This is a genomic window from uncultured Caulobacter sp. (genome assembly GCF_947036865.1).
In the GTDB taxonomy this organism is placed as follows: domain Bacteria; phylum Pseudomonadota; class Alphaproteobacteria; order Caulobacterales; family Caulobacteraceae; genus Caulobacter.
In genome coordinates, this window is the sequence record NZ_CAMQSF010000002.1 from 149,598 (window position 1) to 169,801 (window position 20,204).

Genomic DNA, 20,204 nt, shown 5'->3' on the forward strand with positions numbered 1-20,204 from the left:
GCCCAGCCGTGCTAGTCAGGACTCCGCAGAACTTGCTCGGGGTCGTCCGCGTCCATGCCGTCTCAGCTCCAGTCGCCCGAGGTCCAGGCCTTCGCCACCGGCTTCCCGGTCACCCTGCTGCACGCGGGCGTGACCCTGGTCATGCTGATCCTGGGCACGACGCTGTACGCGCTGCTGACGCCGCACAAGGAGATCGCCCTGATCCGCGAGGGCAATTCGGCGGCCGCCCTGTCGCTGGGCGGGGTGATGGTGGGCCTGGCCATTCCGCTGGCCATCTCCCTGACGGCCTCGACCTCGGTGATCGAGATCATGATCTGGGGCGCGGCGACGATCGCCGTGCAGCTGCTGGTCTTCCGGATCACCGACATGATCCTCACCGGCCTGCCCGAGCGGATCCAGGACGGCGAGATCTCGGCCGCCACCCTGCTGGTCGGCGCCAAGCTGGCCACCGCCCTGATCCTCGCCGCCGCCGTGGCCGGCTGACGGGAAGGGGTCGGGAGCTCCCCAGTGCATTTCCCCAAGCTTCCCGACTGGCTGGTCTACGCCGCGGCGGTCAGCGCCCTGCTGATCGTCGCGGTCGGACGGCAGGAGCGCTCGGACGCGCCGCCGCCGCCGCCGCCGGTGCCGGGCGAGGAGGGCTTGCCGCTCGGGCCGTCCTCGCCGTTCGATCCCGCGATCGTGGTGCAGGTGCCCGACAAGCCCGAGCCGGGTTCGGGCACGGCCTTCTCGGTCGGCGACGACGGAACCTGGCTGACGGCCCGCCACGTCGTCGACGGCTGCAAGAAGGCGGCCATCGTCGTGGCCGACGGGCGCGGCGTCGCCGCCAGGATCCATGTCGATCCCAAGGCCGACGCCGCCATCCTGACCACCGAGGGCGGCGCTCCGGCCGTGCCGCTGGGCCTGGACGCGCCCCTGCGCCGGGGCGCGCGCGCCTATCATCCCGGCTTCCCGCAGGGCCATCCGGGCGAGGCCGCCTCGCGCCTGCTGGGCCGCGAGAACCTGGTCGTTCACGGCCGGGGCGCGCGCACCGAGCCGGTGCTGGTCTGGGCCGAGGTGGGCCGCACCGACACGCTGAAGGGCACCCTGGCCGGGCTCTCGGGCTCGCCGGCCCTCGACAGCGCCGGCCGCGTGATCGGGGTCACGGTCGCCGAGGCCCCGCGCCGGGGCCGCATCTACACGACCGCGCCCGAGACGCTGAAGACCCTGCTGGGACCGCATCGCCGGCCCAGCGCTTCGGAGTTCGCGCCCAGCGAGCCCATCACCACCGAGAACTACGGCCGCGTCGCCGACGGCCTGCGCCGCGACCTTCGCGTGGCGCAGGTGGTTTGCCTGGCGGTCTGAGGGCCGCGAAATCTCGTCCCCACGGGACCGGCTTCCCCGGCCCGAGGGCATGCCTCGACAAGCTCGGGATGAGGGTTTCGAATGCGAAGCCGTCAGCCTTGATCCTCACCCTGAGCCTGTCGAAGGGCGAGGATCACGCGCCGCGCTAAACGGCCTCGGCTTGCTTCGGCGCCGGCTTGACCAGGAAGAAGCACAGGATCACGGCCGGAACGCCGATCGCCGCCGCGCCCAGATAGAACAGGGCGTAGGCGTGCATCAGGTCGCGGCCGCTCTGCAGCGCCTCGACCGCCGCGCCCGAGAAGCCCTTCAGGAACTTGCCGGTCCAGGCCAGCGCCGAGGTCATCACCGCGTACTGGGTCGCGGTATAGCCCAGGCTCGTCAGGCTGGACATGTAGGTGACCAGCGCCACGCCCGAGAAGCCGATCGCGAAATTGTCGAGGATCATCACGGTGATGAAGCCGGGGATCGTGACGCCCCACAGGGCGAGTCCCGCGAACAGGGCGATGCCGATCGGCTGCAGCACCGCCCCGGCGATCAGGGTCTTGAAATAGCCGAAGCGCAGCGCGCAGAAGCCGCCGACCGCGATCCCCGAGAAGGTGCCGGTCAGGGCGATCGTGCGCACCCAGCCGACCGTGCTCTTGGTCAGGCCCAGGTCGTGGTAGAACGGGTTCGAGATCGGCCCGCGCACATAGTCCGACAGGTGATAGAGCGTGATCGTCACCAGGATCAGCAGGGCGAAGACGCCGTGCGCGGTGAAGAACTCGATGAACGGACCGGCGATGGCGTCCCACAGGCCGCGCGGGCTCCACAGCGGCTTCTGGGCGGCGTTGGCGGCCATCACGGCGTCCGCGCGGCTGGGCTCGCCGGCCATCATCGCGCCGGCGACCCCGACCGCCATCAGCACGCCATAGCTCAGATAGGCGCCCGGCCAGCCGATCTTGTCGGCCAGCACCAGGATCAGGGCGTCGGCGGCCAGCAGCGCGATGCGATAGCCGATCTGCACCGCCGAGGTCAGCAGGCCCAGCTCGTCGCCGTCGTCGGCGATCTCGATGCGCCAGGCGTCGACCACGATGTCCTGAGTGGCCGAGGCGAAGGCCACCAGCACCGCGAAGCCGGCGACGGTGGAGAGACCCGCGTGGGGGCCGGTCAGGGCCATGCCGATCAGGCCGGCGGCCACGACGATCTGCGACAGCACCATCCAGCCGCGCCGACGGCCCAGCCACTTGCCCAGCAGCGGCGCGTCCAGCCGGTCGATCAGCGGGGCCCACAGGAACTTCATGCCGTAGGCCAGGCTGACCCACGACAGGAAGCCGATCGCCTTCAGCGACGTGCCCTCCTCGCGCAGCCAGTAGCCGAAGGTGTTGGCGGTCAGCAGGAACGGCAGGCCCGAGGCGAAGCCCAGGGCCAGCATGGCGGCGACCTTGGGCTGTTTCAGGGCCCGCAGCACGTCCATCATGCCGCGTTTCCTGGACGCTCCCGTGGCCGTCTTCGGCGCTCCGGCCATTGTCGTCTCACCGCGCCAGAGCGCGGCCCCCTCCGAAATCAGGAGGCGACCTTGGCCCGCGTCGGGGATTTCGTCCAGCCGCCGCCCGTCGTCCAGCGCTGGAGGGCGGCGCGCAGGGCTTCCTGGGTCAACGGCTTGACCAGGAAGTCGTCCATGCCGGCGGCGAGGCAGGCGCGGCGATCCTCGTCGAAGGCGTCGGCGGTCAGGGCCGCGATCGGCGAGACCACGCCCTTGGCGCGCAGCGCCTTGGCGGCCTCGACACCGGAGAGGCCCGGCATGCGCAGGTCCATCAGAACGAGGTCGTAGGTCCCGCTCGAGGCCGCGGCCACCGCCTGCTCGCCGTCCGCGACGCGATCGACCTTGCAGCCCTCGCGCTCCAGCAGGGTGCGGGCCAGCAGCGCGTTGATCGGATTGTCCTCGGCGAGCAGAACGCGGACGCCGCTGGCCACGGCGCCGGCGATACGATCGTCGGGCGCGTGGTCCTCGGCCAGGGCGGCTTCGGCGGCGCCCGCTCGCAGCGCCTGGGCGACCAGAGACGCGGCGCGCAGCGGCTTGATCAGATAGCCCGCGAAGCCGGCGGCCTTGAGCCCGGCGATGCGGTCGCGCTGCTCGGGCGTCAGCAGCACCACGGCCCGGCGGCCGGCGGGGGCCTTCAGGGGCGCGCGGGGACCGGAGAGCGCCGCGTCGATCAGCAAGACGGCGTCGGCCGGCGCGCCGGACAGCGCCGAGGCGATGTCGACGGCGGCGAAGGCGCGACCGCCGGCGGCTTCGATCTGTCGAACGGTGGCGGCGCGGACGATCGCGTTGGGCGAGGCGACCGCGACGGCGCGGCCGTCCAGCGGCGCGGCGAAGGCGGCGGGCTCGACGCTCTCGAACGGCGCCTCGAACCAGAACTCGGCGCCTTGGCCCAAGGCGCCGCCGACGCCGACCTCGCCGCCCATGGCGGCGGCCAGGCGCGCCACGATCGCGAGGCCCAGGCCCGCGCCGCCCAGCTGGGTGTTGTGCGTGACGTCGGTCTGGACGAAGGCCTCGAAGATCCGCTGGCGGGCCTCCGGCGCGACGCCGGGCCCCGTGTCGGCGACCGAGAAGCGAAAGCGGCCGTCGTCGGCGACCGTGGCGGTCAGCAGCACGCCGCCGGTATCGGTGAACTTCACGGCGTTGCCGGCGAAGTTCAGCAGGATCTGCCGCAGCCGGCCCTCGTCGGCCAGGATCGTCGGGAGCGACGCGGGCGCGGCCCAGGCGATCTCGATGCCCTTTTCGTGGGCGCGCGGGCTCATCAGCTCGGCGACCTGGCGCAGGAGGCCCTCGATGTCGACCGGCGCCAGCGACAGCTCGATGGCGGCGGCGCCGAGCCGGGCGAAATGCAGCACGTGATTGACCAGCGACAGCAGGTGGTCGCCGCTCTCGCGGAGCGCGGTCACGTAGGACCGTTGCTCGGCCGTCAGGCGGGTCTTCTCCAGCAGCCGCGCCATGCCCAGCACGCCGTTCAGGGGCGTGCGGAACTCATGGCTGAGAGTAGCCAACTGCTCGGGCGTGACGCCGGATCCTTGATCGCTCATGGTCGGGGAGGCTAGCCGACGCGGCTTAACGGGCGGTCAAGCCGAGGTGACTTCCTCGCCCGGCGTCGTGGCGCGGCGATAGGCCAGGGCCTCGGCGATGTGCACCCGCTTGACGCTGGCCGCGCCCTCGAGGTCGGCGATGGTGCGGGCCAGACGCAGGGTCCGGGTCCAGCCTCGGGCGCTGATCCGGCCGGCCTCGGCGGCGCGGGCCAGAAGGGCGCGGCCGGCCTCGTCCAGGGCGGTGATCTTCTCCAGCAAGGCCCCCTCCGCCCGACCGTTCAGACCGTCCGCGACGTCGAGCTCGAGCGCGCGGTCGGTCTGGCGCGCCCGAGCCTTGGCCACTCGCGCGGCGGCCTCGGCCGAGCCCTCGGCGGGCGGCGGCAGGGCCAAGTCGGCGGCGGTGACCGCCGGCATCTCGACCGCCAGATCGATGCGGTCCATTAACGGACCCGAGACGCGGCCCTGATAATCCCGTTGGCAGCGCGGGGCCTTGCCGCAGGCGCCTCGGCCCGCGCCGCCATGGCCGCAGCGGCAGGGATTCATCGCCGCCACCAGCTGCACCTTGGCCGGGTAGCGGATGTGGGCGTTGGCCCGGGCCACCATCACCTCGCCGGTCTCCAGCGGCGCGCGCAGGCTGTCGAGGGCTTGCACGCCGAACTCGGGCAGCTCGTCCAGGAACAGCACGCCGTTGTGCGCCAGCGACACCTCGCCCGGCTTGGCGCGATGACCGCCGCCGGTCAGGGCGGCCATGCTGGCGCTGTGGTGCGGACTGCGGAACGGTCGGGCGCGGCTCAGGGCGCCGCGCGCGATCAGACCGGCCACGGAATGGACCATCGAGGTCTCCAGCAGCTCGGCCGAGGTCAGCGGCGGCAGCAGGCCCGGCAGGCGTTGGGCCAGCATCGACTTGCCCGAGCCCGGCGGGCCGACGAACAGCAGGTTGTGACCGCCGGCCGCGGCGATCTCCAGGGCGCGCTTGGCGTGCTCCTGACCCTTGACGTCGCGCAGGTCCTTGGGCCGATCGCCCTCGAGGATCGGGCCGGGCGCCGGGGCCGACAGGATCTGGGCGCCTCTGAAGTGATTGATCAGCGAGACCAGCGATCGGGGCGCCAGGATCCGGGTTCCGCCGGCCCAGGCCGCCTCGGGACCCGAGGCCTCGGGGCAGATCAGCCCAAGCCCCATGGCGCCGGCCGCCATCGCCGCGGGCAGGGCGCCGGCGGCGGGGACGATGCGGCCGTCCAGCGACAGCTCGCCCATGGCCGCCCAGCCGTCCAGGGCGTCGAGCGGGATCACGCCGATGGCGGACATCACCGCCAGCGCGATCGGCAGGTCGAAGTGGGCGCCCTCCTTGGGCAGGTCGGCGGGGGCGAGGTTGGCGACGATTCGCTTGCCGGGGAGGGCTAGGCCCAACCCGGCGAAGGCGCCGCGCACCCGCTCGCGGCTCTCGGCCACGGCCTTGTCCGCCAGGCCGACGATGACGAAAACCTGCTGCCCCGTCGTCAGCTGCACCTCCACATCGACGCGGCGCGCCTCGACGCCCTCGAACGCGACGGTGACCACCTTGGCGGCCATCGCGAACCCCCGTGACCGTGAAAACTATCCACAAGTCACAGCATAGCTGGCGAAATGGAGCAAGAACGAAAAACGAACGTTTTAGGAAGTTTTGATCTTTATCGAGAGTTACCCACCGGCTTGGCGTATTTCCTCGATGCGGGTCCAAAGTACTTCAGTCGCGTCGATCCCGGTAAATCGCTTCAGCTGTTGCGCGCCCGTGGGCGAGGTGACGTTGATTTCGGTCAGGTATTCGCCGATCACGTCGATGCCTACAAAGATCAGTCCACGGCGCTTTAGCTCGGGTCCGATGGTCCGGCAGAGCTCCAGGTCGCGGGCGGTCAGCTCGACCGCCTCGGCGCGCCCGCCGACCCGCAGATTCGAGCGGACCTGACCGTCGGCCGGCACCCGGTTGATGGCTCCCACCGGCTCGCCGTCGACGAGGAGAACGCGCTTGTCGCCCTTGCTGACGGCGGGCACGAACTTCTGGGCGATGACCTGCTCGCGCCCGATCATGGCGTGGAGCTCCAGGAGGGCGTCGAGATTGGGGTCGTCGGCCAGCAGCCGCGCCACCCCCGAGCCGCCCCCTCCGTAGAGGGGCTTCAAGACGATGTCGCCGTGGCGGGCGCGGAAGTCGTAGATCGCCTCATGGTCCGAGGTGATCAGGGTCGGCGGCTGCACGCCGGGGAAGTCGGTGACGAACAGCTTCTCGGGCGCGTTGCGCACCTCGGCCGGGTTGTTCACCACCAGGGTGTGGGGGTGGATCTTCTCCAGGAAGTGGGTGGCGGTGATGTAGGCCATGTCGAACGGCGGGTCCTGGCGCATCAGCACCACGTCGACATCGTCCTTCATGTCCAGGATCACCGTCTCGCCCAGCCGGGCGTGCGCGCCCTGTTCGGCGAAGACCTCCAGCGGCTGGGCGCGGGCGAAGACGCGGCCGTCCTCCAGCGAGAGCTTGTCGGGCGTGTAGACCCACAGCCTGTGGCCCCGCGCCTGGGCCCGCAGCATCATCAGGAAGGTCGTGTCGGTGTCGATATTGATCCCCAGGACGGGATCCATCTGAACGGCGACTCTCAGCGACATGACGGCTCCTGGCGTGGCGTGCGCTCACACCTAGGGCGCCGCGCTCGACTAGTTAAGCGCGAATGGCCAAAATGCGAGCGTCGGGCCCCGTCCTTAAGCGGCCAGAGCGCTTCCTCCCGGCATCAGGGCGCCGACGACCAGACGGCTGAGCATCCGGCCTTCCAGGGGGATGATCGCGTCGACGAACAGCTCTCCGGCGGTGTCCATCGGCGGCGGCGGCTGGAGAAGCGCCGCGTCGACCATGAAGGTCTCCTGCACCGCGTCCACCAGCAGCCCCACCATCCGGCTATCCAGCTGGACGACGACGATGACGTGCCGCGAGGAAGGCTCCGTCCGGCCAAGACCCAGGCGGTTGCGGAGGTCGAGAACCGGCATCACCGCGCCGCGCAGATTGATCACGCCTCGGATATAGCCCGGCGTCTGCGGCATGGCCGTCGCCGGGGTCCAGCCGCGGATCTCCCGCACGACGCTGATGTCGATGCAGAATTCCTGACCGCCGATCTCGAACGAGATCATTTCGATCTGGCCGTTGTCCAACGCCTCGGCCATCAGAATTCCTCCCAGCTCTCGACCTTCAGCGCCGTGGCGCCGAGCGTGGCGGGCCTGTCGCTCGCGAACGCCTTGGGGCGATGCGAGGCGGCCGGGGGCGGCGGGGTGGCGGCGCGCCGCGACGGCGCGGCGCGACCCATGTCGCCGAACTGGAACTTGCCGACCAGCTCGGCGAGATTCTGGGCCTCCTGGCGCAGGGTGTGCGCGGCCGCGGTCGCTTCCTCGACCATGGCGGCGTTCTGCTGGGTGACCTGGTCCATCTGGTTGACGGCGGCGTTGACCTCGTTCAGCCCCGTGGCCTGCTCCTGCGACGACGTGGCGATATCCGAGATCAGGCTGTCGATCTCCGCGACCCGCTCAACGATCGAGATCAGGGCCTGACCGGTGTCGCCCACCAGCTTGACGCCGCGGCCGACCTGCGCCGTGCTGCTGGCGATGAGCGCCTTGATCTCCTTGGCGGCGTCGGCGCTCCGCTGGGCCAGGGCGCGCACCTCTTGCGCCACGACGGCGAAGCCGCGTCCCGCCTCGCCGGCTCGGGCCGCCTCGACCCCGGCGTTCAGCGCCAGAAGGTTGGTCTGGAAGGCGATCTCGTCGATCACGCCGATGATCTGCGTGATCTGGCTGGAGCTGTGCTCGATCTCGCCCATGGCGGCGACGGCCTCGCTCATGACCGTCCCGGACCGCTCGACCTCGGCGCGGGTCGTGGAGGCGGCGGACGAGGCCTGGCGGGCGTTCTGGGCGGCGCGCTTGACCGTGGCGGTGATCTCGTCGAGGGCCGCGGCGGTCTCTTCCAGGCTGGCGGCCTGCTGCTCGGTGCGCTTGGACAGGTCGTCCGAGGAGGCCCCGATTTCATCCGTGCCCGACCGAATCGTCGAGGTCGTGGCGCCGACCAGCTTCATGGCCGCCTGCAGCGTTTCCAAGGCGCTGTTGAAATCCAGCCGCAGATTGTCGAGCTCGGGGATGAACGGGTTTTCGATTCGCTGTTCAAGGTCGCCGGCGGCCAAGGCCGTCAAGGCCGCGCCGATGTCCCGCACCGCCTCGACCCTTTTCGTCACGTCCGTCGCGAACTTGACGATCTTCACGACCTTGCCCGACCCGTCCAGGATCGGGTTGTACGAGCCCTGGATCGTGACCACGCGACCACCCTTGCCCAGGCGCGTGAACTCGGCGGCTTGGTACTCGCCTCGGACCAGCTTGGCCCAGAAGTCGACATAGGCCTGGCTGTCGCGATAGGCCGGCTCGGTGAACATCGCGTGCTTGCGCCCGACCACCTCGTCCAGACGATAGCCCATCGTGGTCAGGAAGTTGTCGTTGGCGGTGAGGATCGTGCCGTCGGTCGTGAACTCGATCACCGCCTGGGAGCGGCCGATGGCGGCGATCTGGGCCGCGTAGTCCACGTTCTGCAGCCGCGCCCGGGCGTCGGCCCATTCGACGACGAAGCCGACGACCTTGTCGCCGTGCCGCCGCGGCGTCACCAGCAGGTCGAACGCCAACTCGCCGATCCGGATCGTGGCGGCGTGACGGTCGGTCAGGCGCGCCAGCATGGCGCGCTGGTGGGCCGGATTCTTGTGAAAGACGTCGATATTGCTGCCGATCAGCTTGGCGACGCTGAAGTTCGGCAGCTCCTTGCGCAACTCCGCCTCGTTCTCGCGAAGCAAGTCGTGAACCGCCGGATTCATGTAGGTGATATTTAGATTGGAGTCGGCCACCATGATGTTGGCCCGTAAGACTTCGAGTATTTTCCCGTTGTCCTGATTCTTATTGCCGCTACCCGCGAGTTTCTTCAGCATCTCGTCCGCCATTACTCGAAGTTGGAGTGTGGAAAGGCAGAACTGAACGCACCTTCTTATATGATAACGTTTGCAGGCGGGGGATTAATGAAATCTTGTTTGGGAAGGTTTGGACGAGCGGCGGTTTGACGCACCCGCGCGAAGGCTCGGTTTTTCCTAGTTCAGCCGCAGGCGCATCCGCTCCCGCGCGGCCCGAGCGGCGATCGCCGCGCCGCCGTCCAGGATCTGGGCGCGGGACAGAGCCTGCAGCGCGCCGGCCAGCGCTCCCTGGCCCTCGCGCGCGGCGGCGACGTCCAGCCAGGGGCGGTGGTCCTTGGGATTGAGCAGCGCGCGGCGAAGCGCCGAGCGTTCCGCGCGGACCCAGTCCTTGGCCTGCTGGGCGCGGGCGAAGATGTTGTTCTGGAGCCGGATCAGGACCGCGCGGTCCGGGATCGGGGCCATCAGGAGTTCCAGACGCGCGGCGACGTCCGGCATCAGGCCGGTGCGCAGCGCGCGGCGCGACAGCTCCGACGGCAGCACGACCCGACCCTCGCTGAACGGGTCCAGGGCCAGCGGACCCTCGTCGGTCTCGATGCGCAGCAGGAAATGGCCCGGAAAGTCGACACCGTGAACCTCCAGGCCCACGGCGCGGGCCGCGTGCAGATAGAACACGCCCAGCGCGACCGGCAGGCCCTTGCGGCGATGGGCGATGGCGATCACGTCCGCGTTGTCGGGATGATCGTAGGTCAGGACGTCGCCGGTCAGGCGCAGGTCGCCGGCCAGGGCCTCGGCCACGGCCTCCTCGGGAGACTCGCTTTCGGCGCGCCGACGGAGGCGCTCGACCGCCTCGCGCGCCAGATCGACGGCCGGTTGGATGTCGCGGCTCGGATCGTCGTGCACGGCGCAGGCCAGGGCCGCCTCGAACAGCGGGAAACCGTCGTCGGGTCCTTCGCCCGCCCGAACCAGAATGGCCTCGGCCTCCTCCCGTGTCATGCGCCCTCCCAGGCGTTCGGCAGATGCCGCGGGACCCGGCCCGGCGCCAGGGCGATCAGGTCGAGGCGCACGGACAGCGCGCGCAAGGCGGGGCGATGCGCGACGACATGGGCGGCGGCGCGGCGCAGGCGGTCGCGCTGGGTGGGCGTCACGGCGTCCAGAGCATCCTCGATCGTCGCGCGTTGCTTGACCTCGACAACGGCCAGGACGCGTCCGCGTTGCGCCAGGAGATCGATCTCCCCAAGCGGCGTAGCGAGGCGAAAGCCCAGGACGCGATAGCCCTTCACCATCAGCCACAGCGCCGCCCACACCTCGGCGCGTCGGCCAAGCCGGCGCGCGGCGGCGCCGCGAAGCCTACGGATCTCGGCGTGGCGGATGCTCGGCGCCATCAAGCCTGCTCCTTCAGGGCCAACGCCTGGCGGTAGAGATCCTTGCGCGACAGGCCCAGCGCCTTGGCGACCTCCGAGGCGGCCTCGCCCAGAGGCAGGCGGGTCATGGCCTCGCGCAGGGCGGCCTCGGCGTCGTCGGCGGTGGCGGCCTTTTCCGCGCCGGGACCCACCAGGATGACGATCTCGCCCTTGGGGGCCTCGAACCGCGGGTCGGCGGCGAGGTCCGCCAGCGTTCCCCGCACGCAAGTCTCGTAGAGCTTGGTCAGTTCGCGGCAGACGGCGGCCTGGCGCGTGGGCCCGAAGACCGCGGCCATGTCGGCCAGGCAGTCGGCGACGCGCGAGGCGCCTTCATAGACGATGAGGGTGGCGCGGACGCTGGCGAATTCTTCCAGAAAGGTCCGCCGCGCGGCGCTCTTGGGCGGCGGGAATCCGGCGAACAGGAAGCGCTCGGTCGGCAGGCCCGCCAGGGTCAGGGCGGCCAGCGCGGCCGAGGCGCCCGGGATCGGGATCACCGGATGGCCGGCGGCGATCGCCTCGCGCGCCAGGCGCGCGCCAGGGTCCGAGACCATCGGCGTGCCCGCGTCCGAGACCAGCGCGACGCGCGCGCCGGCCTCCAGCCGTTCGAGCACGCCCGGGATGGCGCGCTCGGCCACGTGCTCGTCGTGGCGCTCCAGCTTGGTGCGAATGCCATAGGCGGAGAGAAGCTTGCCGGTCACCCGGGTGTCCTCGGCCAGCAGCAGGTCGCAGCCGGCCAGCACGTCCAGGGCGCGCAGGGTGATGTCGCGCAGATTGCCGATCGGCGTCGCCACCAGATAGAGGCCCGGCGCTAGGGGCGCGTCGGACAAGGCTGGCGGGGGAGGCTGTCGGCTCAAGGGGTGGTCCTTCGCGGAACCCGGATCGGGGTTCGTTCAACGCATATCAGGTCGCGAGCGCGCCTGTCAGCCGGTCGAGAACCAGTCGGCCCCGTCGCGTGGCGCGCAAACGATTTTGATCGGCGACCAGGAGGCCCGCGTCCGCCAGATCACGCACCTTGGCGGCATCGGGCGTCAGGTTCAGCGCCGCCACTTCGGCGAACGCGACGCCGTCGTCGATTCGGAGACCAAGCACCAGCCGCTCCTCGGCCGCTTCGACCGGGCTCAGGATCTCGCGCGTGAAGCCGACGCCCTGGCCACGAACGGCGGCGACGTAGTCGGCGATCGCCCGATGGGCGAGGGTCGCCGCGCGCCCCTCGGGCAGAGCCAGGCGGCCATGCGCGCCGGGGCCGACGCCGACATAGTCGACGCCCCGCCAATAGACGAGATTGTGCCGCGAGCGAGCGCCCTCGCCCCGCGCGTGGTTGGAAACCTCGTAGGCGTCGTAGCCCGCCGCCTCCAGGACGGTCTGGGTCGTCTCGAAGAGCGTGGCGGCGAGGTCCTCGTCCGGGACGACCAACGTCCCGCGCCCGACCGCACGATCGAAGGCGGTGCCCGGTTCGATGGTCAGCTGATAGGGCGAGACGTGCTCGGGGCCGAACGCGATGGCCTCGGCCAGTTCGGCGCGCCAGGCCGCGTCGGTCTGGCCCGGCCGGGCGTAGATCAGGTCGATCGACAGGCGCTGAAAGGTTCTGGCCGCCACGTTCATCGCCCGCCGCGCCGCGCCGGCGTCGTGGTTGCGGCCCAGCGCTCGCAGGGCGTCGTCGTCCAGCGCCTGGACGCCCAGCGACAGACGCTCGACGCCCGCCTCGGCCAGGGCCGCGAAACGGTCGGCCTCGGCGTCGGTGGGATTGGCCTCCAGGCTGATCTCCAGATCCTCGACGGGCGACCACAGACGCTTGGCGGTCTCGATGACGCGCGCGACCTCGGCGGGGTCCATCAAGGACGGCGTCCCGCCGCCGAAGAAGATCGACAGCAGGGCGCGCTCGCCGGTCAGGCGCCGCTGCGCCTCCAGGTCGGCGATGATGGCGTCGGCCAGGGCGCGCCGCTCCTCGGCCCGGCCTCGGTCGCGCACCACGTTGAAGTCGCAATACGGGCAGATGCGCCCGCAGTAGGGCCAGTGGACGTAGACGCCCAGCGGCCGCGGGGCGGCGTCAGTCAAACAGCGCCGCCTTGAGCTTGGCGAAGGCGCGGGCCCGGTGGCTCATGGCGTCCTTGGCGGCCGGCTCCATCTCGCCGAAGGTCGTGTCGTGACCCTCGGGCGCGAAGATCGGGTCGTAGCCGAAGCCGCGCGTCCCCCGCCCGGGAAAGACCAGGCTTCCGTCCACGCGGCCCTCGACGACCACGGCCGGGCCGTGCGGCCAGGCCACCGCCAGGGCCGAGGTGAACCAGGCCGCGCGGTCGTCGGAGCCGGTCTCCTCCAGGCGTTCCTCGACCTTCTTCATGGCGATGGCGAAGTCCTTGCCGGGACCCGCCCACCGAGCCGAGAAGATCCCCGGCGCGCCGTCCAGGGCGCGTACGGAAAGGCCCGAATCGTCGGCCAGGGCCGGCAGGCCCGAACGGTCGGCGGCGTGACGCGCTTTCAAAAGGGCGTTGCCCACGAACGTGCTTTCGGTTTCATCGGGTTCGGGCAAGCCCAGCTGGCCGGCGGTGACGATCTCGAAGCGGCCGTCCAGCAGGGCGGCGATCTCGGGGACCTTGCCCGGATTATGGGTGGCGGCCACGAGCTTCGATCCCAATTCAAGCTTAAGCGCCATCCGTAAGAACTCCTGGCCGACCCAACGAAGGGAAACAATCCGATGCGGCTTCTCTACTCCGATATCTCGCCGTTCGCGCGCAAGGTTCGCGTGCTGGCGATCGAAAAAGGCCTTTCGGACCGCTTGACCCTCGAGGTTGTCGCCCCGTTCCAGGACGAGAGCCTTCGCGCCCAGAATCCGCTGTGCAAGGTGCCGACCCTGATCCTGGAGGACGGCGAGGCGGTATTCGACTCCGCCGTCATCGTCGACTGCATCGACGGTCTGTCCGAGCCGCGTCTCGTCCCGGCGTCTCAGCCGGCGCGGCGGCGCGCCCTGACGATCGAGGCCGCCGCCGACGGCATGGGCGACGCCTCGATCCTGATCGTCCGCGAGCGGATGCGGCCGCAAGGCGAGCACCGCCAGGACCTGTTCGACCGGCAGATGCGGGCCGTGAACGCCGCCCTCGACCTGTTCGTCGCCGCCCTGGCCGACGGCCGCCTGTCGCCCGACCGCTTCGAGATCGCCGAGATCGCCGTGGCGGTGCAGCTGGCCTATCAGGACGTCCGCCGGGTCAGCGACTGGCGCGCCGGCCGCCCGACCCTCGCGGACTGGTATGAACGGGTCTCGAAACGGACCTCGATGGTGGCGACGCACGCGGGCGTGGCCTAATTACCACTCGCCTTGGCGCATGTGCATCATTACCAGAGTTTAATATCGTTTCTCGATAAACGTGATTGGCGGAACCCAAATCGGCTTCTATTTGTTGAGCGTGGCGGAGGGTCGAGCGTTTCGACCCCGAGCCCACTTCAACGGAAAGCCCCGATGTCCGCCGCCCGCCTGTTCCGCATCGCCGACAAGGTCGTCATGACCGCCATCACCGCCGCGCTGATCGTGGCCGTGCCGGTGTCGGCCGTCGCGTTCGTGGTGCAAACGCTCTAAGGCGCGCCTGAGGTTATCGCGGGGACGGCCCGGTCTTTGACGCCTCCCGCGACGCGGGGCAGATTGCAGAGCGTCGCTGTGGGGAAGCAGCCATGCGCGCCTTGGGGCCCGGCTCCGTATCGAGTTTCCTGAAGATCATCCTCGACGTGATCTATGTCGGGCTGTGGATCTTCGTCAGCTTGCTGTCGCTGTTCACGCTGGTCGCGCTGCTGTTCAGCTTCAATCCCGAACTTCTGGCCTCGGTGTTGCCGATCAGCGACGCCGTCGAGGCGATCGCCAAGGACGGCCCGCTGTTCGCCGGCGCCCTGGCCGCGTGGGCTCTGCTGCTGGGCGGCTGGATGGTCATTGTCGAGCGGCTGCGCAAGATCTTCGCCACCCTGACCGCCGGCGACCCCTTCCATCCCGACAATGTGGTGCGGCTGCGCCTGATCGGCCTCGTCTTGGCCGGCCTGGAGGTCGGGCGCTACGTCTTTTCGGGCATGGCCCGCTGGCTGGCCCCGAAGGCCAAGGTCATCGACGACAGCTTCACCCTGACCGCGTGGTTCTCGGTGCTGGTCGTCTTCGTCCTGGCCGAGGTCTTCCGCGAAGGCGCCCGCCTGCGCCGCGAAGCCGAACTGACGATCTGAACCGGAGCGACCCCCGCATGCCCGTCCGCGTGAACCTCGACCGCGTGCTGCTCGACCGCCGCATGTCGCTGACGGAGCTTTCCGACCGCGTGGGCGTGACGATCGCCAACCTGTCGATCCTGAAGACCGGCAAGGCCCGGGCGGTGCGATTTTCGACGCTCGACGCCCTTTGCCGCGAGCTGCAGTGTCAGCCGGGAGACTTGCTGACGTTCGAGTACGGCCCGGCCCAGGCGCAAGAGGACTAGCCGGCTAGGGCCAAGCCGCTAGTTCAGCCGCCGCTTCTTCAGCAGATTGGCCCGGTCCATCGAGCGAATCTCGACCTCGAAGGCGTCGCCTTCGCGCAGGATCTTCAGCGGCACGCTGACGCCGGCGGGTCCCAGGCTCCAGAGCTTCTCGTAGAACTCCGCCAAATCCGAGACGGGCATGCCGTCGACCGCCAGGATCAGATCGCCGGCGCGCAGTTCGGCGCGGTCGGCCGGGCCCTTGGGCGAGATGCCGACCACCACGACGTGATCCTCGACCTCCTGGGCGAAGACGCCCAGCCACGGGCGCGGCGGATGGGGCGCACGACCGCGAGCGAGATCGTCGAGGATCGGCGGCAGGAGCTCGGCCGGCACGAACATGTTCAGCGGCCGGGCCTCGCCGCTCTGGTCGCGGCCTTCCAGGGTCAGCGAACCGAGGCCGACGAGGTCGCCCTTGGGGCCGATCAGGGCCGCGCCGCTCCAGTGCGGATGGGCGGGCGCGGTGATGATGGCGTCGTCGAGGAAATATTCCCAGTAGCCGGCGAAGGGGATGCGGGCCAGGACCTTGCCGGCCACGGCGTGGGCGCGGCCGCCGGCGCCGGCGGCGATCACCGACGCGCCCGCGTCCAAGTCCTTCGACGAGCCGATGGTCATCACCGGCAGGTCCAGCGGCTCCAGCGCCTGAACGAGGCCAAGGCCCGAGCGGGCGTCGAGACCCAGGACATGGGCGTGGACGCGACGCCCGTCGTTGCGGGTCAGCACGACGTCCTCGGCCTCGGTGATCAGATAGGCCATGGTCAGGACGAGGCCCCCGGGGCCGATGACCACGCCGTTGCCGACGCGCTCGGTCCCGAGGATGGCGGCCGTATAGGCGTCGGTCGGAACCTTCGCCTCCAGGGCCACCATCGACGACAGCGCCTGGTCGAGATCGAAGCGATAGGCCTCGGCCGACGGGCGCAGGCGGGCTTCGACTTCATAGCCTTCGAACGGGGTGGGCACGAAAAACTCCTGATCCTCAGGTCAGGAATCTGGGACCTGCGACGCCGTCCGGCAAGTGTCGAAGGTTAACCGCCGATCGCCGCGCGCTGGAGGCCGAACAACTCCCCGATGCCCTTCTCGGCCAGGGCGTACAGCGCCTCGAACTCGCCCCGGGTGAAGCCGCGCTTTTCGCCGGTGGCCTGGATCTCGACGATGTCGCCGGCTCCGGTCAGCACGAAGTTGCTGTCGGCCTCGGCGCTGGAGTCTTCCTCGTAGTCGAGATCGAGCACGGGCGTTCCGTTGAACACGCCGCACGAGACGGCGGCCACCTGGCCGAGGATCGGGTCGGTCTTCAGCACGCTCTCGTCGAGCAGATATTTCGTCGCCAGCCGCAGGGCCACCCAGGCGCCGGTGATCGCCGCGGTGCGGGTGCCGCCGTCGGCCTGGACGACGTCGCAGTCGAGGGTGATCTGGCGCTCGCCCAGCGCCTTCAGGTCGACGACCGCGCGCAGGGACCGGCCGATCAGGCGCTGGATCTCCTGGGTGCGGCCGCTCTGCTTGCCGGCGGCGGCCTCGCGGCGGCCCCGGCTGTGGGTGGCGCGCGGCAGCATGCCGTACTCGGCCGTGACCCACCCCTGACCCTTGCCGCGCAGCCAGCCCGGCAGGCTCTCCTCGACCGTGGCGGTGACCAGCACCTTGGTGTGGCCGAACGAGACGAGGCACGAGCCCTCGGCGTAGCGATTGACGCCGGTCTCCAGCGTGACGGCGCGCAGCTGATCGGGGGCGCGTTCGGACGGACGCATGGATGACTCCGGCATTTGAAAGGTGGAAGAGGGCCGCTTATCCTATCGGTCCGCCAAACTTGAAAGAGGCCGACCGCTTTTGTCCGCCGACCGGGTCCCAAACGACACGATCTCCATGGCTATTCCGGCATGACGCAGCTGTTTCCGGGGCCCATCGTCCCGACGCCGGGCCTCGCGGACCTGGACGCGCGGGCCCGCGACATCTTCCGGCGGGTCGTGGAGTCGTATCTCGAGACCGGCGAGCCCGTCGGCTCGCGCACCATCTCGCGCGGCGGCGTGGCGCTGTCGCCGGCCTCGATCCGCAACACGATGCAGGATCTGGCGCATCTGGGCCTGCTGGACGCCCCGCACACCAGCGCCGGGCGGATGCCGACCCACGCGGGCCTGCGGATGTTCGTCGACGGCTTCCTGGAGATCGGCGACATCGCCGAGGAGGAAAAGCGGGCGATCGAGGCGCGCCTGGCCGTGCGCGGCCGCTCGTTCGAGGAGGCCCTGGCCGAGGCCTCGTCGGTGCTGTCGGGCCTGGCGGGCGGGGCGGGGATCGTCGTGACGCCCGTGCGCGAGGGCGGGGTCAAGCACGTGGAATTCGTGCCGCTGGGCGGCGGCCAGGCCTTGGCGGTCATGGTGTTCGAGGACGGCCAGGTCGAGAACCGTCTGATGCGCCAGCCGCCCGGCGTGACGCCCTCGGCCTTGCAGGAGGCCAGCAATTTCCTCAACGCCCGCCTCCGGGGCCGCACGCTCAGCGAGGCGCGCGCCGAGATGGGCGTCGAGCTGGAGACCGCGCGCCGGCAACTGGACGAGACCGCCGCGCGCCTGGTCGAGGAGGGCCTTGCGGCCTGGGGCGGCGAGGGCGACGCCCGCTCGCTGATCGTCCGAGGCCAGGCCAACCTGCTGGCCGACGCCCGGGCCCGCGAGGATCTCGACCGCGTGCGCCAGCTGTTCGACGACCTGGAGCAGAAAGGCCAGCTGATCGGCCTGCTCGACGACGTCCGCGACGCGCAAGGCGTTCGTATCTATATCGGCGCCGAAACGCGGCTCTTTTCGCTTTCGGGTTCCTCGGTGATCGCGGCGCCCTATATGACGGGCCGTCAGAAGGTGCTGGGCGCGATCGGCGTGATCGGTCCGGCGCGATTGAACTACGCCCGAGTCATTCCGTTGGTGGACTACACCGCCCGGGTGCTCGGTCGGATGATGGATGGATAAGGACTTTACCAGATGACCGACGAGCAAACGCCGGCTGAAGACGTCGCCTTCGAGGCCGACGACTCCGCTCAGGAGATCGAGGCCCTGAAGCTCGAGGTGGCGCAACTGAAGGAGCAGGCGCTCCGCTACGCCGCCGAGGCCGAGAACACCAAGCGCCGCGCCGAGCGCGAGATGAACGACGCGCGCGCCTACGCGATCCAAAAGTTCGCCCGCGACCTGCTGGGCGTCGCCGACAACCTGTCGCGCGCCACCGCCCACAGCCCCAAGGACTCGGGCGACGCGGCGGTGAAGAACTTCATCATCGGCGTCGAGATGACCGAGAAGGAGCTGCAGGGCGCCTTCGAGCGCAACGGCCTGAAGAAGATCGATCCGGCCCAGGGCGAAAAGTTCGATCCGCACCTGCACCAGGCCGTGACCGAGCAGCCCTCGACCGAGGTGGCGGCGGGCGGCGTGATCGCCGTGCTGCAGGCCGGCTATGAGCTGATGGGCCGACTGGTGCGACCGGCCATGGTGGCCGTCGCGGCCAAGGGCTCGACGGCGCCCGGCGCGGCCGAACCCTCGGCGTCGACCAATCCCTATGCCGGGGCCGGCGCGGACGGCGCCAATTCGGGCGGCGCGTTCGACACCAAGGCGTGACGCGCCCCGCGATCCGAACCTCGCTCGGCGTTTATCCGCCGGCCGACCCTGTCGGACCCGTGGAACAAGCTCGGGGTGAGGTTCGGATCGGGCGCCCTTCGCCATGATCCTCACCCTGAGCCCGTCGAAGGGCGAGGATCACGCAAGCAAGAGGCCCGGCCCCTCTTCCCCACGCGCGCGTTTTCGCTAATGTCGGCGGTCCATTCTCTACGGGGCCGCGCGGGGCGATTCTCCTGGGGCGGCGGTCCCGACACCTGGACCGGACTATGAAGCTTACCATCGAACGGGCGGCGCTCCTGAAGGCGCTGGGGCACGTGCAGAGCGTCGTCGAGCGGCGCAACACCATCCCGATCCTGTCGAACATCCTGCTGTCGGCCGACCGCGACCAGCTGTCGTTCTCGGCCACCGACCTGGACATGGAGATCATCGACGAGGGCCTGGCCCAGATCGACGTGCCCGGCCAGATCACCGCCCCGGCCCACACCCTCTACGAGATCGTCCGCAAGCTGCCCGACGGCGCCGACGTGTCGCTGAGCTTCAGCGGCGACGATCCGCGCCTCGTCATCCAGGCTGGCCGTTCGCGCTTCAACCTGCCGGTGCTGCCGGCGGGCGATTTCCCGGTGATGAGCAGCGACGGCCTGTCGGGCCGCATCGCCGTCGACACCAACGAGCTGATCCGGCTGATCGACAAGACTCGCTTCGCCATCTCGACCGAAGAGACCCGTTATTATCTGAACGGCCTCTACGTCCACACGGTCAACGAGGGCGGCGAGACCAAGCTGCGCGCTGTGGCCACCGACGGTCACCGCCTGGCCCTGGCCGAGATGCCGGCGCCCGAGGGCGCGGTCGGCCTGCCGGGCGTGATCGTGCCGCGCAAGACCATCGCCGAGGCCCGCCGTCTGATGGAGTCGGCCGGCGAGACGGTCGACCTGCAGGTCTCGGCCCAGAAGGTCCGCTTCGAGTTCGGCCAGGCGGCCTTGACCTCCAAGGTCATCGACGGCGCCTTCCCCGACTACATGCGGGTCATCCCGCGCGACAACGCCAAGATCCTGACGCTCGACAACGACCTCTTCGCCAAGGCCGTCGACCGGGTGGCGACCATCTCGGCCGAGAAGAGCCGCTCGGTGAAGCTGGCCGTCGAGCCGGGCCGCATCACCCTGACCGTGCGCAACATGGAAGCCGGCCAGGCCGTGGAAGAGGTCGAGGTCGATTACGACGGCGAGCCCTTCGAGATCGGCTTCAACGCCCGCTATCTGCTCGACGTCTGCGGCCAGATCGCCGGCCCGCAGGCCGAGTTCCGCTTCGCCGATCCGGCCAGCCCGACCCTGGTGGTCGATCCCGTCGACCCGGGCGTCAAGTACGTGCTGATGCCGCTGCGGGTCTGATCCGCGATTT

The 20,204-nt window shown here is 70.1% G+C and carries 22 protein-coding genes; 9 read left to right on the forward strand and 13 right to left on the reverse strand.

The features are described from left to right. Nucleotides 1-54: 54 nt before the first annotated feature. A complete protein-coding gene (locus Q0V34_RS02780) occupies nt 55-483 on the forward strand; it encodes a DUF350 domain-containing protein (protein ID WP_297507352.1) in 429 nt (142 codons plus the stop codon). Between the two features lie 24 nt (nt 484-507). Continuing rightward, nucleotides 508-1,341 (forward strand): serine protease, encoded by an 834-nt coding sequence (locus Q0V34_RS02785; RefSeq protein ID WP_297507355.1) that lies wholly within the window; start codon nt 508-510, stop codon nt 1,339-1,341. 145 nt (nt 1,342-1,486) lie between these two features. On the opposite strand, the gene Q0V34_RS02790 is transcribed toward Q0V34_RS02785, so the two are convergent. The 11 genes from Q0V34_RS02790 to rdgB all read right to left on the reverse strand — a co-directional run bounded on the left by Q0V34_RS02790 (nt 1,487) and on the right by rdgB (nt 13,403). After that, nucleotides 1,487-2,797, reverse strand: a complete 1,311-nt coding sequence (locus Q0V34_RS02790) for an MFS transporter (protein ID WP_297507358.1) — start codon at nt 2,795-2,797, stop codon at nt 1,487-1,489. Nucleotides 2,798-2,883: 86 nt separating this feature from the next. After that, entirely contained in the window at nt 2,884-4,404 is a 1,521-nt protein-coding gene (locus Q0V34_RS02795; RefSeq protein ID WP_297507361.1) for a response regulator, read from the reverse strand. A gap of 36 nt (nt 4,405-4,440) precedes the next feature. After that, complete coding sequence (locus Q0V34_RS02800; RefSeq protein WP_297507364.1) at nt 4,441-5,973, reverse strand: YifB family Mg chelatase-like AAA ATPase; 1,533 nt, start codon at nt 5,971-5,973, stop codon at nt 4,441-4,443. A gap of 108 nt (nt 5,974-6,081) precedes the next feature. Then, nucleotides 6,082-7,035 (reverse strand): glutathione synthase, encoded by a 954-nt coding sequence (gene gshB / locus Q0V34_RS02805; RefSeq protein ID WP_297507367.1) that lies wholly within the window; start codon nt 7,033-7,035, stop codon nt 6,082-6,084. Between the two features lie 93 nt (nt 7,036-7,128). After that, complete coding sequence (locus tag Q0V34_RS02810) at nt 7,129-7,584, reverse strand: chemotaxis protein CheW (RefSeq protein ID WP_297507370.1); 456 nt, start codon at nt 7,582-7,584, stop codon at nt 7,129-7,131. Beyond that, complete coding sequence (locus tag Q0V34_RS02815; protein ID WP_297507373.1) at nt 7,584-9,374, reverse strand: methyl-accepting chemotaxis protein; 1,791 nt, start codon at nt 9,372-9,374, stop codon at nt 7,584-7,586. Before Q0V34_RS02815 ends, Q0V34_RS02810 begins: the two co-directional genes overlap by 1 nt. Before the next feature lie 156 nt (nt 9,375-9,530). Further along, on the reverse strand, nt 9,531-10,346 hold the full coding sequence (locus tag Q0V34_RS02820; protein ID WP_297507376.1) for a transglutaminase family protein: 816 nt from the start codon (nt 10,344-10,346) through the stop codon (nt 9,531-9,533). Then, nucleotides 10,343-10,735 carry a YraN family protein gene (locus Q0V34_RS02825; protein WP_297507379.1) on the reverse strand — a complete coding sequence of 131 codons (393 nt, stop codon included), beginning with the start codon at nt 10,733-10,735 and terminating at the stop codon, nt 10,343-10,345. Before Q0V34_RS02825 ends, Q0V34_RS02820 begins: the two co-directional genes overlap by 4 nt. After that, the gene (rsmI, locus tag Q0V34_RS02830) at nt 10,735-11,607 is read right to left on the reverse strand and encodes a 16S rRNA (cytidine(1402)-2'-O)-methyltransferase (protein ID WP_297507382.1); all 873 of its coding nucleotides are present in this window, start codon (nt 11,605-11,607) and stop codon (nt 10,735-10,737) included. The genes Q0V34_RS02825 and rsmI overlap by 1 nt, the downstream gene beginning before the upstream one ends. A 46-nt stretch (nt 11,608-11,653) precedes the next feature. After that, complete coding sequence (hemW, locus tag Q0V34_RS02835; protein ID WP_297507385.1) at nt 11,654-12,808, reverse strand: radical SAM family heme chaperone HemW; 1,155 nt, start codon at nt 12,806-12,808, stop codon at nt 11,654-11,656. Then, nucleotides 12,801-13,403: an RdgB/HAM1 family non-canonical purine NTP pyrophosphatase gene (gene rdgB, locus Q0V34_RS02840; RefSeq protein ID WP_297507389.1), complete on the reverse strand. Its 603-nt coding sequence runs from the start codon at nt 13,401-13,403 to the stop codon at nt 12,801-12,803. Before rdgB ends, hemW begins: the two co-directional genes overlap by 8 nt. Nucleotides 13,404-13,445: 42 nt before the next feature. Here rdgB and Q0V34_RS02845 point away from each other — a divergent pair, with 42 nt between their 5' ends. The 4 genes from Q0V34_RS02845 to Q0V34_RS02860 all read left to right on the forward strand — a co-directional run bounded on the left by Q0V34_RS02845 (nt 13,446) and on the right by Q0V34_RS02860 (nt 15,192). Beyond that, complete coding sequence (locus Q0V34_RS02845; RefSeq protein WP_297507392.1) at nt 13,446-14,051, forward strand: glutathione S-transferase N-terminal domain-containing protein; 606 nt, start codon at nt 13,446-13,448, stop codon at nt 14,049-14,051. Nucleotides 14,052-14,204: 153 nt separating this feature from the next. After that, entirely contained in the window at nt 14,205-14,321 is a 117-nt protein-coding gene (locus Q0V34_RS02850) for a hypothetical protein (protein WP_295108901.1), read from the forward strand. A gap of 92 nt (nt 14,322-14,413) precedes the next feature. Continuing rightward, nucleotides 14,414-14,947 (forward strand): DUF2975 domain-containing protein, encoded by a 534-nt coding sequence (locus tag Q0V34_RS02855; protein WP_297507412.1) that lies wholly within the window; start codon nt 14,414-14,416, stop codon nt 14,945-14,947. 17 nt (nt 14,948-14,964) lie between these two features. Further along, nucleotides 14,965-15,192, forward strand: a complete 228-nt coding sequence (locus Q0V34_RS02860; protein WP_297507416.1) for a helix-turn-helix transcriptional regulator — start codon at nt 14,965-14,967, stop codon at nt 15,190-15,192. Between the two features lie 18 nt (nt 15,193-15,210). On the opposite strand, the gene Q0V34_RS02865 is transcribed toward Q0V34_RS02860, so the two are convergent. Both Q0V34_RS02865 and rph read right to left on the reverse strand, forming a co-directional pair. Beyond that, entirely contained in the window at nt 15,211-16,188 is a 978-nt protein-coding gene (locus Q0V34_RS02865; protein ID WP_297507420.1) for a S1C family serine protease, read from the reverse strand. A gap of 65 nt (nt 16,189-16,253) precedes the next feature. Then, nucleotides 16,254-16,970 (reverse strand): ribonuclease PH, encoded by a 717-nt coding sequence (gene rph / locus Q0V34_RS02870; RefSeq protein WP_297507423.1) that lies wholly within the window; start codon nt 16,968-16,970, stop codon nt 16,254-16,256. Nucleotides 16,971-17,099: 129 nt separating this feature from the next. Here rph and hrcA point away from each other — a divergent pair, with 129 nt between their 5' ends. The 3 genes from hrcA (at nt 17,100) to dnaN (ending at nt 20,194) form a co-directional block, all read left to right on the forward strand. After that, complete coding sequence (hrcA, locus tag Q0V34_RS02875) at nt 17,100-18,173, forward strand: heat-inducible transcriptional repressor HrcA (RefSeq protein WP_297507428.1); 1,074 nt, start codon at nt 17,100-17,102, stop codon at nt 18,171-18,173. Nucleotides 18,174-18,185: 12 nt separating this feature from the next. After that, nucleotides 18,186-18,809 (forward strand): nucleotide exchange factor GrpE, encoded by a 624-nt coding sequence (grpE, locus tag Q0V34_RS02880; RefSeq protein WP_297507431.1) that lies wholly within the window; start codon nt 18,186-18,188, stop codon nt 18,807-18,809. Nucleotides 18,810-19,075: 266 nt separating this feature from the next. After that, entirely contained in the window at nt 19,076-20,194 is a 1,119-nt protein-coding gene (gene dnaN / locus Q0V34_RS02885; RefSeq protein ID WP_297507434.1) for a DNA polymerase III subunit beta, read from the forward strand. Nucleotides 20,195-20,204 lie beyond the last annotated feature (10 nt).